The following is a 13,454-nucleotide window of genomic DNA, read 5'->3' as shown; positions in this document are numbered from 1 at the left end:
TAGACATAAAGGAGAATAACGATGAAAGAGACGAAACAGCTGACGATTCGCCCGCTCTCGCCCGAGAGCATTCCACTCGTCAATGAAGCCAACGACGCGTTTCCGATCATCGGACGCATCGTTCCACAGTTTTCCGGTACCGCTTGGTCCTATACGGAAGAACTTTATAAAACAGCTACTGAAACCCATTTCCCGGACGACCGTCTCGATTGGTCTACTTATATTGATCATAACGATCGTATCGTCCTCCTCGCCTTCTCCGGTACTTCTTGTATCGGTCAGATTCGTCTCGTACGTGACTGGAACCGTTTCGCCTACATCGAGAACATCGCCGTCAAACAATCGTTTCGTAAACTAGGCGTCGGACACCAACTGGTCGCCGCTGCGACGAAGTGGGCACAGCAACGTGAGTTAATCGGACTATCCCTTGAAGCACAGGACGATAATCTGATAGCTTGCCGGTTTTACGAGCGGGAAGGCTTCGTGCTTGGTGGAGTCGATAGCCTAAAACAATCCGTCAATCCACACATCAATCTGACGCTTTATTGGTACAAATTATTTTGAGCAACAAACGGAAAGGACTTATCTCATGGTATCGATCGTAAAGAGCAGTTTCATTTCCGTGATATTGTTTGCTTTCTTGTACGCACTGATTGCTGGGCTTGAGATAGGGAATCCAGCACTATACGGCACGTCCTTCACCGACTTCTTCCTGATTGGTCTACTGTTTGCCGGTCCAGTCATCCTAATCAGCGCACTCTTGACAGAAGGGCTGCCGCGCCTGTTATTCCGTTCGACTATCTCATTCGCACAACGGATCATCCTCAATCAAGTCGTCGCGTTGTTCGCAAGTATCGTCCTCTATCTACTTGTGCAATCCAATCCATTTTCGTTCTATTTTGTCTTGTTCTGTTCTGGAGTAGCATTGGTCTATCTTCTTGTCTCCGAATCAGCGCGGAAGTATCCGGCATTCCTCCCCTATCTATTCGGGTGGCTTGGTCGGACCGTCCTCAGCTTCTTTTTATTTCTCCACTTGTTTGGTTCGATGACGATGATGGTGCCGTTTTTGTCCTACACGGAGCAGTTGGTCAATGAACAGTTGGACGCTGTCATGCTACTGTTCTTCAGCAGCATCGCGATGGCTGACTTGCTGTTAGCTGTTCGTTTTACGAAACGTTCGCTACCGTGGACGACGCATCCCCTCGTTCATCAAGGTACGGTCTTCGTGTTTGCTGGCGCATTCATTTTGTTCACTTCGCTTCCTGCAGTATGTTTCACCGGAAACGTAGTCGCTGCCTTTTTATATGTGATGGTCACCCGTCTATTCATCGTCATAAAAATCGGGAAGGAGGAACACCATGATCCGTCTGTCATTTCGACTACTGATGACTAATTGGATTTTTTTGATGCTGTATCAACATCTCCCGTCGTCACCGCGGCTTATGCCCGAGGCGGACGCTGGATATTATTCAGGTGTTTTCGAGACATTACTGTCGTTTATGATTGTCATCACGGTCGGTGGCATCCTGACTGACGCGATTCGTTACTTCAGCTTCCGAACGCGTCTACTTTCCTTTACATCACATCTCTTCCTGAATCAAGGCATCGTCTTCCTTATTGGTGGCATCTTATTAATCGTCTTCAATGGTCTGTTTCAACCGCTCTATTTTCAGGCGATCGCGAGTAGCGCCGCCTTCCTCTATTTTTTAATGACACGTTTGACATTACTATACAAGAACGATTCAGTTGTTTGAAATCAGCCACATTCTTACATTTTTGTTAGGTAAGAATGACAAGCTAGGCATTATACTGAATGTATCGTTCATTGACATTCCCACGGCTAAAGCCGCAAGCCCACACCGTTGGTGAGGGTGGGATTCTCAAGTGCTTGGCGGACTCAATCCATTTCTGCTTCGTCCGAGCCTTGAGGTAGGGGTGTGCCATCACCCCTCCTGAGACAGACCGTATAGGTTCTCAGGCTGATGGACTGTTACCATCCATCACAGGTGCGTATCGAATGTTCATCGCACCGACGGCGTCCCGATGTCCTTTAAACCCACAGGCACACGTGTAGACCCTATCCCTCACCTTGTTCCTGACGGAACAGGATGGGCAGGTCTGACTCGTGTAGGCGGGGTTCGCATACTCAACCTTGATGCCCGACAAGGCGGCTTTGTATTCGATGAAGGACGCGAGACGATAGAACGACCATGAGTGGAGGTTCTGGTTGTTTTTACGGCTTGTTCTTGCCGTCTGTCGGATGTTCGCCAAGAGTTCGAGGCGAATGACAGAGATTTTCTTCTGTCTTGCAAAATCGACGATGGCTCGGCTGACCTTGTGGTCCTTGTCCCGCATCCACCGCTGTTCCTTCTGATTGCGTCGTTTGATAGCCTTCGGCTTCTTCTTTTTGCCGAGTGCCTTCCGTTCCGCACGGAACTTGCGTTTCATATACTTGTTCTTACGACCGTTCCCGAAGAAACGGGTCGTGTCGTCATCGGTGACGGCGACCGCCGGCACTTTCAGTCCGAGGTCAACCCCCATCACCCGCACCCCCGTCCGAGGGACGGTCGGGACATGGACGGAAATCTGAGCGATCCACTTCCTTCCCTTCTTCGTGACCCTGAGCGTCCCGAGTTTGTTGGCAAGGAGTCCGGTATTCCGATTGTCCTTGTCAACCATGGCAGCACGGAATCGCATCTTCACGGACTTCCCGTCCATCCAAACGGGGAAGGAGATGCTCTCGAAGTCGAAGGAATAGTTCTGATTGTTCCAGACGCAGACCGGCTTTTTGAGGACAGGGATGCGTTTGAAATCCTCTTTCCTCGCCTTCTTGTAGATGCCGACGGCATCTCCTGCGAGTTGGTTCTTCACGGCGCTCGGAAGGGGAGTGTCGATGTCCTTGCTCGACCACCTCTTCCCGTCCTCGGAGGCGACCATGTTCGCCACGACTCGGTTGGCGGTCTGGATATAGGTCTTGCCCATCCTTTTTAGGATGGCATCCTGACGACGCGTGGCATAGATTCGAACTTCTACCGTGACGACTTGACTCATCTTTGACACCTCCTTCATCCTAATAATCAACTCCATTATAGATTTACTATAAATGCATTTCATCAGGAAGAACAGTCGGGGACATGCGGTGTCTGAAGACACTCCGTCCCCGAACTCGCTATCATCCCACCCCTAAAGGAGTGGGCTTTCTCGCTCGTACATTCTGTAAAGGAGACATGCCACATGTTTCGTCAAAAATCACTTTTGTACTTACTCATTTTTTTGTCCTTCGGTTTCGCCTTCGACACGATCACTGGATCGTCCCTCATTCCGTTCGTTGAACCCCTTCATGAATTGATTGCCTCACTTGCGCTGACGATCACGACCGCCTGTTTGTCACTGTTCTTTCTGTTCTACCATGGCGTTCGTCCGCATCTTGAATTATTGATCGTCCTCCCCTTTTTGATTTTGACGAGCGGCATCATGTTCTTCTTCGTCTTCTTGAACGCAATGACTGTCATCTAACGTCACCAAAAAGCCCGTCTTCTTCAAGGAGACGGGCTTTGGTCGGCAACATGTAGATCACGGTTTGGCGTTAAGCTCCAGCAACGGATCACTTTCACTCGGCCAATTGATTTGTCCCTCGTAATGATCCTCGATCGTCGCGACCGGTTTCGAACGTTCGAACCGGGACGGTTGCGTCGACGTCGTACAGACGATCAAGACAGCTAACAGACTGATGATACTAAAAACTCGTCGCATCATGATTTATACTCCTTTAGTCGTTTCTATCCTCATATTAAACAAACTATGCTATTATGCCATCCGTCCTCCGCTGTATCTCTCGCTCCGCCCATTAAAAAAGACCGACTACGTGAGTCGGTCTGACACCATCACCCTTGTTCGCCAACGACCGAGAATCGCTCGTTGAGATGTTGCGCGTTTTCTAGCTCATCGACTACAGCGATGGCGTAATCCGCGTAACTGATGTAGCTTTCCCCTTTTGCGTTTAGAATCATCTGCTCGCCGCCGACTGTATACGTTCCTGTGCGTTGACCGCTCGGATCAAAGAATCCAGCGGGGCTGAGATACGTCCACGTCACGTCGTGTTGCCCTTGCAGTTCGATCAAGTTTTTTCCCATGTTCGAGGCTGTCGGATAATACGCTTCCGGGAAATCCGGTGTTTCCATGACGCGTACTGTATGCTCGGCATCAACGAATAGGCTTCCCGCACCACCGACGACGAATAGTCGAATCTTACTTCCTGCTAATACGTTGATTAAATGACGCCCGACTTCGATATGTTTCGTTTCCTCACCCGGTGCTGCGTTAAACGCATTGACGATGGCGTCAAATCCGTTTAAGTCGTCTTTCGTCAGTGCGAGCACATCGCGCTCGAGAATCGTGACGTTTGCCGTCACTTTTGCGGCGTTACGGACGATTGCCGTGACGTCATGTCCACGTTTGATTGCTTCTTGTACAATCAACTGCCCTGCTTTTCCTGTTGCGCCGATGATTCCGATGTTCATGATGATTCCTCCTTTTGATATGTAACTAATTTGATTACATGTAACCAATATAGTTACAAATACTTTGTTTGTCAACTGTGTTGTTCCTATTCCCCGTTTCTTGCCAAATGAATGATACAGCGTATAATGAGAGAACAATGTTATTAAGAAGGAGGGTCATCCGTTGGCCATCAGTACTCGTTTTTCCGTCGGCATCCATATTCTCTCGTTGATCGCAACCGACGAGAAGATGACATCCGACTTGATTGCTGGCAGTGTCAATACGAATCCGGTCGTCATCCGTAAAATCATGAGCATGTTGAAAAAAGCTGATTTGATCGAGGTCCGTCCGGGTGTCGCCGGTGCGCGACTCGCCCGCCCGTTGTCTCGCATTACGCTGCTTGACGTCTATCACGCCGTTGCTGTCGTTCCGGATAAGGAACTGTTCGGCGTCCATGCTGCACCGAATCCAGACTGCCCAGTCGGACGAAACATCCAATCGACGGTCACACCAATCTTTGAGCTCGCACAATCCGCGCTTGAAAAGGTACTCGCTCACGTCACTCTAGATGATATCGTCAGTGAAATCGAACAAAAAGAAGCATCGTCCTCATAAGGGCGATGCTTCTTGCTTTAGAAAAACCATTGATATAGTAGATATCCTCCACCGAGGACGACAAGCACCGCGAGCATCTCCAGACCACGCATCCCGTCGTTTTGCCCACGTGGTACGGCACTACCGAGACCTTGATCGACACCATCGCGGAGATGATCGAGTGGTTGTTTCTTTTCTTGTTTGAAGCGAGACATATAAACGCCCCCTTTTTACATATTGTACCATTCCATCTTCACCTTGCAGTACATTCTGACAAAAAAATACGTGGTAGTGCTTATCTTACATTCAATTCGTTTCTCTATTCATTTCGAAGCAATTTCATGAATCCCATCTTTTCAACGATCAAAACATCCTGCTCGAAGCGTTTGATAGAATGTTTTGATGCTTGTTCGTCCAACGCATTCGGATGACCAAAGCATACATTTAAGATCGAATTAAGTTTCTTTGCATCACCACCGATGAAGTAGTGAGACATATAGGTATCGTCTTCTGATGCGATGACGACGAATGTCGCCATATCAAGCACTCCATCGACGCCTTCTACTGTCATTAGTTTGTCGTTCGCAGATGCATTCTGAAAGTCATACGATTCGATGGAGGCAATCCTACCTTGCAACAGATCAAGAATTGATTTTCGGTAGACACAATAGACTCCAACAATCGTTTCAATGGGTGGAACGAATGGATCTTCGAGGATCGTGATCCATCGCTCGTCGTCTTGATTCAGGCGGATGGCATGTAAGTGATTAACTAATAATTGATCAATGACGTTCACGTTCGTCGGTTGGATCGATTTAAAATCATATACAGGCAAGTCTTCTCCCCCGTTCGTTTAGTCGATGATTGTATCCTTCCCTTCTGCGCGTAACCGCTGCAGGGATGCTTTCATCTTCTCAATCTCCTGGTCTGTATGCCGTTCCCACGTTCCGAGTTCAGCGATGATCTTCACGGGTTCCGTCGAACGATACGACCGGGTCGGATTGCCTGGGAACCGTTTGTTCGTCAAGTTCGGATCATCCTCATACGCTCCGAGTGGCTCAACGAGGTAGATACGTTCCGGAGCGTCAGATTGTGCGAGCTCCGCGCCCCACTTCGCTGCATCAAGTGTTGCCGTGAAATAGACGTGCTGGAGCGGTCGTTCACGAAAATTCGATGCATGCCCTGGTTTCAATTTGTCACCGATTTGCAACGTGGCTTTCGTGCCATGGAAAAACGGACCTTCGACTGGTTTCATATGCTCGCCTCCTGACTGGATACATTCAGTATAGACAGTCGATTCATTCAGGTGTAGTCTGTTTTAAAATGAAATTTCACGGTATACTTATAGCAAAGGAAGAGCATTTGTCGTCAGATTGTAACTCGTTTTTTGTCTGGCCATCAGGCATGATAGGAATAATCATTTTACATACCCTATAGGAGGTCATCCGTTTAACGTGAAGTTCTTTAAAGCTTTAGCGAAAACCGAAGAGGCTGTCTGGATTCCAGAAGCCGAGTGGCAAACCGTTTGTGAGCAAGAAGGACTGACCGTGCCGCATCATCCGCAGGAACAATTCGTTGGTCTCGCGTACAACAATCAGCGGCAAGTCGTCGAAGTCACGCGTAATTTACGTCCACCAGCTCTCAGTTATTACGTCACGATTCTAGAACCACCCCATAGTCGATCCCTAATTTCAAAACGTTCGTTCTTAACCGTGCTTCATGAACGAACGAAGCGCACATCTCTCACCGAATACGGTACATTCTGTTTACTTGAGATCAACGTTCGGGAAGAAGGACTCGGCGAGCGTGGTCTGTTACTTGAGTCGTTGATTCATGACATCGAAAAAAAGTACACTCATTACGCGATTCGTGGCGATTATGCGACAATCACCTTACAAGGACGCGTCTCAGATCAATGTTTTACGAAATATGGATTCCAGTTAACGGATTCCTATCTCACGCTTTCGAATGGGATTCCTTCCTGAACCGACCTGACACGTTCAGGTCTTTTTTTGTACAGTTCCTAGGTAATGATGGGAAGTGATGGGTTTGCGTTCAAACTAGTAGCACTACATATTTTTAATATGGTATGGTAAAAGTAATTCATCAGCAGTACATTCTACATTTAAGAGGTTCCTCATGACAATAATGACAGAGACATACCCCATGACATGCTGGCAGACGATTTCGACGTATCACAACCAACAAATCAAGCACGTCAATGCGTTCTTGAAACAATGGGATCTCTCCCATACGAATCTTGAAGTATTGCGTTGCCTACAAACGACCTCATGCACGAGCCAGAAGGAAATCGCTGAACGGATCCAAGTGACCGATGGCACGATTTCACACGGAATCAAACGTTTATTTGATCGGCAACTCATCACCCGCAAACGCAAATGGAAGACGAACTATTTGCTCTTGACGGAAAAAGGAACAGCTATTCTGCAAGAAGTGTTGCCTGCCTATGAACGTTTTCAACAGGAACAATTCGCCGCTCTGACGGCTCGACAACAGGAAGAATTAATCCGTTTCTTCGATAAGCTCAACCCTGCATGACAGAAGAGGAGGAAAAATCATGACCTTCACATTCGAATCTTCAATGCAACACTGGAACGCCATTCAGCGAATCCATTCTCGTTATTCGAAAGAAGTCAACGATGTACTGAAACCAAAAGGACTCTCAAAATCCCAATTCGATTTATTGATGACCTTGTATCATCAAGAGAGTGCGACGCAAAAATCACTTGAACGCACGCTCGAACTCTCAAGCGGTGCCATTTCGCAAACGGTGAAGAAGTTACTCGCGGAACACCTCGTCATCCGAAAACGAATCAACCGGGAAAAACGGATTCTCTTGACGGAAGATGGTGCAGCGCTGATTCAAACGTCAGCTCCCGAGATCGAAGAGATTGATGATCGTTATTTCCGTGCCTTTACATCAAAGGACCACGAGACGTTCGACCAATTGCTCCATAAGATGCAAAGCGATCATTTTTGATCGTACTTCCGATAACCGCGGACTCTTTTCTATCGAGGCGTCCGCGTTTTTTACATAGAGACACTAAAACAAGGGAGCAACAGAGATGACACATAGAGACGTACTATTGGACCGATTGGATGCAATCGGGCAAACGATTGCACAAACAGATGATGCGCTTGTCCTGCTCGGACTAGGTTCAGTCGGTCAAGAACTTGAACGACTCGATGACTATTCGGACTTAGACTTTTTCGTCATCGCAAAGCCCGGTAAAAAGACTCGATTCATCGAGCAACTCGACTGGTTAGAAAACACATACCCTTTACACTTTCAATTTCAAAATACGCAGGATGGACATAAAGTCATGTTTGACGACGGTATCTACGCCGAATTTGCGATCTTCGAACTAGATGAACTTTCTGAAATTGCATTTTCCGCTGGTCGTATCGTGTGGTGCGATCCTTCCTTCGACGCGTTTGAACGCTTAGTCCCACAACCACGTAACAGTTCGAGCGAACATCCATCCGTCGATTACGCCATCCATGAAGCACTGACGAACCTGTATGTCGGGCTCTGTCGCGAAGCACGTGGTGAAACATTATCAGCCTTCCGTTTGATTCAACAATTTGCCGTTGGTCAATTGTTACACGTTCTGTCCTCATTTGAAAAAGAGGAAGCGACATCTGTTGATCCGTTTGCTCCGGAACGTCGGATTGAGCAACGTTTCCCAGAAATGGTCAACCGATTCTCAGAGATGATGCCAGGCTATTCGCATAATAAAACGGCTGCACTAGTGATCCTCGATTACATCGAACAGATTCATCCTGTCTCCCCTGCCATGTCAAACGCGATCCGTTCACTCGCTTAAATGATGTCTTCTAAAAAATACGTCCGGATGTCCTAAGTCATAGGAAATCCGGACGTATTGCGTTTAAGATGAATCCACTTCAAAAGAATACTTCATTACAGTTTTGAAAGAAATAATATTCCTGTTAGTGATAAGTTGCTTCTCTATACATAATACCATTTTTTACATTATTTTGAATCAAAGAAGATCGTTTTTATATTTGTAATCCTTCAAGATTGTTTCCGCGTCTTGAGTCGTCCAATCTACTATCGATTCCGAGGGATGTTTTTCAAGATAGGCGTCCATGATATCTTTACCTAATCGGTACATACTCCACAAAGGTACATCCTTATCCTTATTTCCGTCCATGATATCATCTTGCGTTAACTCACCATTTTTCATTAAACGTAAAACACGCTGTTTCGTCTCTTCTTCTAATGGCTCGACCCAAGCTGGTGTCACTCCTTTAACCACGTGTTTCGCGAACTGATCCGCTTTTCCTTCAAGAAGGAGTGAATGGATCAGTGGACTAGCTTCATCTTCTAAGGATGTATCTAGCTTCATCCGATCATACAAAGCAGTATGATGATATTCATGGGCTACCGCATAATCTAACATTTTCTGATCGTAGTCGGCGGTAAGGAATAGCATGAAGCAATCTCTAGTTGCCAGTCCTGCGACCCCTCCCATGACATCCATACGCTCCATGAATTCCGTGTTAACAGGCACGATGAATATCGTATTCGTTTGCTTTGGTAATGCCCGATGTGAAGCAGTGTAACTTTTTTCAATGATTGTTTTGATCTCTGTATCTTGTTTCATCAGCTCTTTCGTCCGACTTAGTAATTGTTCTTTATACTCAGTTGCTTGTAGCATAAAGTAACTTTTCATATATGTTAGATCAAGATTCTGTTGCTCACCAATTTCATCGATGTAACCTAAGACATGTTTTAGGTAACTGTTCGTGTTGTCGTCTGAGTTCCCTGTCTGCATCGCTTCTTCTAAGTACTGATTGTATTGCGTATAGAGCGGAACGATCTTGACCTGATCATCTTGACCAATCTTGATCGTCTTATTTTTAATCGTTTCGTCGTTTTGTGAAAAGAAGTTTTCTGCCCTTTCCCAAACGGTACACCCCGATAAGGTAAGCAATATCAAACAGAGTAATACGAGCCATCCTTTTTTCAATATAACCCCTCCCTCAGATTCATGTCTCAATATTTCATACTGTCATTTAATAACAAAAGTTTCATATTTTACATAAAGAAATCCATATCTAAATTGATTAGAAACAAAAAGAACCTTGAAGCGTCGCAACACTTCAAGGTTCTCCTTCTTTCATGATCCCGTACTCGCGAATGCCTTCAGTCCAAACAACCAGAACCGATAAGCAATCAAACAGGCGATGATCGCGACGAGTGGTGTCGCAATCGCCATTACGCCATAGCCTCTTCCGTCAAAGAAATACATCGCCGGATAAAAGGCAGTGAAGCCGAACGGGATGATGTAAGTCAAGACGAACATCAAGACCTTCGAGTAGATCGTCATCGGGTAACGAGCGAAATCACTCAAACTGAAAACTGCTGAGACGATCGGTAAACTGTCGACCATCCAAAACGAGAACGTCGCAAAAAACAGATTGATCGCGATATAGAGCATTCCGCTCGAAAGAACAAGTACGATCAGCATCAAGACATCACCGAAGCTCCAGATCATGTCGAGGTGATCGGAAGCAACATAGAGCACTCCACCACCAATCAACAGTTGACCGAACCCGTCTTGCTGGACACGCTCCGCGATGATTTGAAACAACGGATTGACTGGTCGCATCAACAACCGATCCAGATTCCCGGTCCGAATGTACTGCCAGCCGATCGTCCACAAGTTATCAAAGAAGATATGGTGTAAGGCTCGTCCTAAAAAAGCGATCCCGTAAATGAATAGGATCTCGTAAAAGTCCCAGCCGTTTAACGTCTCGATATGCTGAAAGACGACCGACAGGAAAAAGAGTGAGGCGAACTGTTGACCGAAGACCGACAAGACACCAATCAGGAAATCGATCCGGTATTCCATCATGACCTTAAAATGACTTTTGGCATACAACCAGTAGAGTTTTATGTATCGTTTCATCCGCCGAACACCGTCACTTTCCGGATTGCGAGCGCAAACGTGATCCGCAAGATGACGAAGAATCCGATCAACCAACCGATTTGAATCAGTAACGCTTGCAGGATGCCGCTTGCGCCGATCTCTCCCGTATAGATCGCAACCGGGACGTAGACGAGTGAAGCGAATGGTAAGTATAGACTAATCGTCTGAAACCAGTCCGGGAACAGCGTCAACGGGACGATTGCACCGGACATGATCGTGATGATAGCGTCTTGTAAGACGGATAGTCCCCAAATGTTGACGGTATAGAAGGCAAAGATGCCGACGAGCAAGTCAATCAATGTCGCGAGCAACACGGCACAAAGGACACTACCAACGAAGGCGATGCCAGCCAACCACGACTGTGGTCGATCCACGCCGATGAACAAGATCGAGACGAGGACGAGTGGCAGAATCGAGCGGAACAAGACCGAGATTTTTGAGCCGATATCTTGAGCGAGTAGTTTATCAAGCAAGTGATACGGACGGAGTAACTCGACTGCGATTGCCCCTTGTTTGATCATCCGGGCGAGATCGCGTCCGGCACCCCCGCGGAACTGATCGATCATCGTCGCAAGCACCGCATACGTCAGCATCGTCGACAGTGAGATACCGGAGACATCGGTCTTATTGGCATACACGGCTTGCCAGAAGAAATAGAGGATGAACAAGCGCATCGTCACGCTGAACATGCTTGCCCAGTACCAGGCCGTGTAGGCGAGATCAACCTTGATTTGGGACCGCATCAATGCGGTATATTTACGGATTCTCATGCGCTGATCCCCGCTTGGTAGAGCTTACGGATTAACGTCTCCATCTTCGGGACGGACACGGAGACGTCCCGAACGGCGTACAGCGAAACGATTTCCTTGATGACTTGACCGCTCGACAGTTCTCGGTCGTCGAAAGCGATCTCGTACGTTTGTTCATCCGTCTCAAACATGATCACACGATTGATCAACGCCGTCGGTAAAGCGAACGGCACCGCTTCTTCGAGCGTGATTCGAAGTGTCCGCTCGTGACTGAACGATGCCTTCAACTGATCGATCGTATCGTCATAGATGATTTTACCGTCGTCGAGGACGATCACCCGGTCACAGACTTCCTCGATGTCCTGCATGTCGTGCGTCGTCAAGATGACGGTCGTTCCCCAGCGATCACTCATCTCGCGGATGAAGTGACGGATCGTCTCCTTGATCTCGATATCAAGCCCGATCGTCGGTTCGTCGAGATAGACGACTTTTGGTCGATGCAGGAAGGCTGCGGCTAGTTCACAGCGCATCTTTTGTCCAAGCGACAGTTGTCGGACTGGTACGTCTAAAAGCGGTGCGAGATCGAGCTTCTCCCGAAACCACGCGAGCGTCTCCGCAAACTCGGACGTCGGTACTTGATAGATTTCCTTCAACAGCTCAAACGATTCTTGGACCGGAATGTCCCAGAACAGTTGTGTCCGCTGACCAAAGACGGCTCCAATTTGCGATGCGTTCTTGACGCGGTCGGCATGCGGATCAAGTCCGAATACCCGGACGTTCCCCGCGTCCGGACGCAAGACTCCAGCGAGCATCTTGATCGTCGTTGATTTCCCGGCACCGTTAAAACCGATATAGCCGACCCGTTCTCCTGGTGCGATCGTCAAATCAATCGCTTTGACCGCCTCTTTCGTCCGGTACGTCCGGTGAAATAACGCTTTGATCGCTCCGCGTAATCCCGGTTCCCGTTGTAGGATTTGATAGTGTTTCGTTAGTCCTGTTGCTTTGACGGCATATGGTTGCATGTATTCTCCCCCTTTTTTGTGCAAACGCTTTCCAAAAACGTAGTATACCAGAAAAATCCAATATTCTTCCATCTCTTTTGAAAATTTTTCTCGATATTCTGACGCTGTCGCGTAATAATAGAGGAAAAAGGAGTGGTCTGACCATGCTATTACGCCATATGACACATCGGCATCACATGAAATCAATCGTGACGCGCGGTGGATTGTCACCGACATTTCAAATCGATGCACCAACAGGCTGGATCGCCTTTGAAGTCGATCCTCCAAGCGTAGCGTATCAAAATCACTTTCATCAATTGAAGAGTGATTGGCAGGATGGAGATGTCGTTACGCTCGAATTTGACGGGGAGCGGATGCAAGCGGCAGGCTTCGAGATTCTGCAATCATCAGAAGACGTCCGCAATCAACAAGCAGAGAGATTAGGCGTATCCATCGAGGAAATTGGCTCGTATGCATTCATTCGCAATTTCGTCTCACTTGATTATCTCGTCGAGTCTTCACGTGAGAAAATCTCAGAGTATTATTGATTTAGTTGAAGAAATCTAATCTTTTTTAAAATATACGGAAATCAAGATATTTTCATACATCTTTAGGGTATCGTTGGCTATATA

General features: G+C 47.2%; 20 protein-coding genes. 10 read left to right on the top strand and 10 right to left on the bottom strand.

Annotated elements, in window-relative coordinates; all coding sequences use genetic code 11:
* The first annotated feature begins 21 nt into the window (after positions 1 to 21).
* Genes N179_RS03865 through N179_RS03855 form a run of 3 tightly spaced genes read left to right on the top strand, consistent with a single transcriptional unit; the run spans position 22 to position 1,754 of the window.
* Entirely contained in the window at positions 22 to 564 is a 543-nt protein-coding gene (locus N179_RS03865; protein WP_075642272.1) for a GNAT family N-acetyltransferase, read from the top strand.
* A 25-nt stretch (positions 565 to 589) separates the two neighbouring features.
* Entirely contained in the window at positions 590 to 1,393 is an 804-nt protein-coding gene (locus N179_RS03860; RefSeq protein ID WP_075642271.1) for a hypothetical protein, read from the top strand.
* A complete protein-coding gene (locus N179_RS03855; protein WP_075642270.1) occupies positions 1,359 to 1,754 on the top strand; it encodes a hypothetical protein in 396 nt (131 codons plus the stop codon). Before N179_RS03860 ends, N179_RS03855 begins: the two co-directional genes overlap by 35 nt.
* Positions 1,755 to 1,974: 220 nt before the next feature.
* Here N179_RS03855 and N179_RS03850 read toward each other — a convergent pair whose 3' ends face one another.
* A complete protein-coding gene (locus N179_RS03850; RefSeq protein WP_055967836.1) occupies positions 1,975 to 3,051 on the bottom strand; it encodes an RNA-guided endonuclease InsQ/TnpB family protein in 1,077 nt (358 codons plus the stop codon).
* 183 nt (positions 3,052 to 3,234) lie between these two features.
* Here N179_RS03850 and N179_RS03845 point away from each other — a divergent pair, with 183 nt between their 5' ends.
* Positions 3,235 to 3,516, top strand: coding sequence for a hypothetical protein (locus tag N179_RS03845; protein ID WP_055967835.1), 282 nt, complete (start codon positions 3,235 to 3,237; stop codon positions 3,514 to 3,516).
* A gap of 57 nt (positions 3,517 to 3,573) precedes the next feature.
* On the opposite strand, the gene N179_RS03840 is transcribed toward N179_RS03845, so the two are convergent.
* Entirely contained in the window at positions 3,574 to 3,756 is a 183-nt protein-coding gene (locus N179_RS03840) for a hypothetical protein (RefSeq protein ID WP_023468170.1), read from the bottom strand.
* A 128-nt stretch (positions 3,757 to 3,884) separates the two neighbouring features.
* A complete protein-coding gene (locus N179_RS03835) occupies positions 3,885 to 4,520 on the bottom strand; it encodes an NAD(P)-dependent oxidoreductase (protein ID WP_055967833.1) in 636 nt (211 codons plus the stop codon).
* A gap of 163 nt (positions 4,521 to 4,683) precedes the next feature.
* Here N179_RS03835 and N179_RS03830 point away from each other — a divergent pair, with 163 nt between their 5' ends.
* Complete coding sequence (locus tag N179_RS03830) at positions 4,684 to 5,115, top strand: Rrf2 family transcriptional regulator (protein ID WP_023468168.1); 432 nt, start codon at positions 4,684 to 4,686, stop codon at positions 5,113 to 5,115.
* 17 nt (positions 5,116 to 5,132) lie between these two features.
* On the opposite strand, the gene N179_RS16910 is transcribed toward N179_RS03830, so the two are convergent.
* The 3 genes from N179_RS16910 to arr form a co-directional block, all read right to left on the bottom strand.
* Positions 5,133 to 5,309 (bottom strand): hypothetical protein, encoded by a 177-nt coding sequence (locus N179_RS16910; RefSeq protein ID WP_156501836.1) that lies wholly within the window; start codon positions 5,307 to 5,309, stop codon positions 5,133 to 5,135.
* A gap of 104 nt (positions 5,310 to 5,413) precedes the next feature.
* A complete protein-coding gene (locus N179_RS03825) occupies positions 5,414 to 5,929 on the bottom strand; it encodes a hypothetical protein (protein WP_075642269.1) in 516 nt (171 codons plus the stop codon).
* An 18-nt stretch (positions 5,930 to 5,947) separates the two neighbouring features.
* The gene (gene arr, locus N179_RS03820; protein WP_035397600.1) at positions 5,948 to 6,349 is read right to left on the bottom strand and encodes an NAD(+)--rifampin ADP-ribosyltransferase; all 402 of its coding nucleotides are present in this window, start codon (positions 6,347 to 6,349) and stop codon (positions 5,948 to 5,950) included.
* 199 nt (positions 6,350 to 6,548) lie between these two features.
* Here arr and N179_RS03815 point away from each other — a divergent pair, with 199 nt between their 5' ends.
* From N179_RS03815 to N179_RS03800, 4 genes are all read left to right on the top strand, one after another.
* Entirely contained in the window at positions 6,549 to 7,079 is a 531-nt protein-coding gene (locus tag N179_RS03815) for a hypothetical protein (protein WP_023468162.1), read from the top strand.
* A gap of 154 nt (positions 7,080 to 7,233) precedes the next feature.
* Positions 7,234 to 7,653 (top strand): MarR family winged helix-turn-helix transcriptional regulator, encoded by a 420-nt coding sequence (locus N179_RS03810; RefSeq protein ID WP_023468161.1) that lies wholly within the window; start codon positions 7,234 to 7,236, stop codon positions 7,651 to 7,653.
* 19 nt (positions 7,654 to 7,672) lie between these two features.
* On the top strand, positions 7,673 to 8,095 hold the full coding sequence (locus N179_RS03805) for a MarR family winged helix-turn-helix transcriptional regulator (RefSeq protein WP_023468160.1): 423 nt from the start codon (positions 7,673 to 7,675) through the stop codon (positions 8,093 to 8,095).
* A gap of 85 nt (positions 8,096 to 8,180) precedes the next feature.
* Positions 8,181 to 8,942 (top strand): hypothetical protein, encoded by a 762-nt coding sequence (locus tag N179_RS03800; protein ID WP_075642268.1) that lies wholly within the window; start codon positions 8,181 to 8,183, stop codon positions 8,940 to 8,942.
* Positions 8,943 to 9,119: 177 nt separating this feature from the next.
* On the opposite strand, the gene N179_RS03795 is transcribed toward N179_RS03800, so the two are convergent.
* The 4 genes from N179_RS03795 to N179_RS03780 form a co-directional block, all read right to left on the bottom strand.
* Complete coding sequence (locus N179_RS03795; protein WP_075642267.1) at positions 9,120 to 10,109, bottom strand: DUF2268 domain-containing putative Zn-dependent protease; 990 nt, start codon at positions 10,107 to 10,109, stop codon at positions 9,120 to 9,122.
* A 150-nt stretch (positions 10,110 to 10,259) separates the two neighbouring features.
* Positions 10,260 to 11,051, bottom strand: coding sequence for an ABC transporter permease (locus tag N179_RS03790; RefSeq protein ID WP_023468158.1), 792 nt, complete (start codon positions 11,049 to 11,051; stop codon positions 10,260 to 10,262).
* Complete coding sequence (locus N179_RS03785; protein ID WP_208610325.1) at positions 11,048 to 11,842, bottom strand: ABC transporter permease; 795 nt, start codon at positions 11,840 to 11,842, stop codon at positions 11,048 to 11,050. Before N179_RS03785 ends, N179_RS03790 begins: the two co-directional genes overlap by 4 nt.
* Positions 11,839 to 12,843 carry an ABC transporter ATP-binding protein gene (locus N179_RS03780; protein ID WP_075642266.1) on the bottom strand — a complete coding sequence of 335 codons (1,005 nt, stop codon included), beginning with the start codon at positions 12,841 to 12,843 and terminating at the stop codon, positions 11,839 to 11,841. The genes N179_RS03785 and N179_RS03780 overlap by 4 nt, the downstream gene beginning before the upstream one ends.
* A 143-nt stretch (positions 12,844 to 12,986) precedes the next feature.
* Between N179_RS03780 and N179_RS03775 the strand changes: the two genes are divergently transcribed.
* Entirely contained in the window at positions 12,987 to 13,370 is a 384-nt protein-coding gene (locus N179_RS03775; protein WP_058265840.1) for a hypothetical protein, read from the top strand.
* Positions 13,371 to 13,454 lie beyond the last annotated feature (84 nt).

The organism is Exiguobacterium indicum HHS 31 (assembly GCF_001939065.1).
Classification (GTDB): Bacteria; Bacillota; Bacilli; order Exiguobacteriales; family Exiguobacteriaceae; genus Exiguobacterium_A; species Exiguobacterium_A indicum.
This window is presented reverse-complemented; position numbering and strand designations above follow the sequence as displayed.

Excerpts from the sequence above, each read along its gene's own strand:
- N179_RS03865 (WP_075642272.1), top strand. The coding sequence starts at position 22 with ATGAAAGAGACGAAACAGCTGACGATTCGCCCGCTCTCGCCCGAGAGC.
- N179_RS03860 (WP_075642271.1), top strand. The coding sequence starts at position 590 with ATGGTATCGATCGTAAAGAGCAGTTTCATTTCCGTGATATTGTTTGCT.
- N179_RS03855 (WP_075642270.1), top strand. The coding sequence starts at position 1,359 with ATGATCCGTCTGTCATTTCGACTACTGATGACTAATTGGATTTTTTTG.
- N179_RS03850 (WP_055967836.1), bottom strand. The coding sequence starts at position 3,051 with ATGAGTCAAGTCGTCACGGTAGAAGTTCGAATCTATGCCACGCGTCGT.
- N179_RS03845 (WP_055967835.1), top strand. The coding sequence starts at position 3,235 with ATGTTTCGTCAAAAATCACTTTTGTACTTACTCATTTTTTTGTCCTTC.
- N179_RS03840 (WP_023468170.1), bottom strand. The coding sequence starts at position 3,756 with ATGATGCGACGAGTTTTTAGTATCATCAGTCTGTTAGCTGTCTTGATC.
- N179_RS03835 (WP_055967833.1), bottom strand. The coding sequence starts at position 4,520 with ATGAACATCGGAATCATCGGCGCAACAGGAAAAGCAGGGCAGTTGATT.
- N179_RS16910 (WP_156501836.1), bottom strand. The coding sequence starts at position 5,309 with ATGTCTCGCTTCAAACAAGAAAAGAAACAACCACTCGATCATCTCCGC.
- arr (WP_035397600.1), bottom strand. The coding sequence starts at position 6,349 with ATGAAACCAGTCGAAGGTCCGTTTTTCCATGGCACGAAAGCCACGTTG.
- N179_RS03810 (WP_023468161.1), top strand. The coding sequence starts at position 7,234 with ATGACAATAATGACAGAGACATACCCCATGACATGCTGGCAGACGATT.
- N179_RS03805 (WP_023468160.1), top strand. The coding sequence starts at position 7,673 with ATGACCTTCACATTCGAATCTTCAATGCAACACTGGAACGCCATTCAG.
- N179_RS03800 (WP_075642268.1), top strand. The coding sequence starts at position 8,181 with ATGACACATAGAGACGTACTATTGGACCGATTGGATGCAATCGGGCAA.
- N179_RS03790 (WP_023468158.1), bottom strand. The coding sequence starts at position 11,051 with ATGAAACGATACATAAAACTCTACTGGTTGTATGCCAAAAGTCATTTT.
- N179_RS03785 (WP_208610325.1), bottom strand. The coding sequence starts at position 11,842 with ATGAGAATCCGTAAATATACCGCATTGATGCGGTCCCAAATCAAGGTT.
- N179_RS03780 (WP_075642266.1), bottom strand. The coding sequence starts at position 12,843 with ATGCAACCATATGCCGTCAAAGCAACAGGACTAACGAAACACTATCAA.
- N179_RS03775 (WP_058265840.1), top strand. The coding sequence starts at position 12,987 with ATGCTATTACGCCATATGACACATCGGCATCACATGAAATCAATCGTG.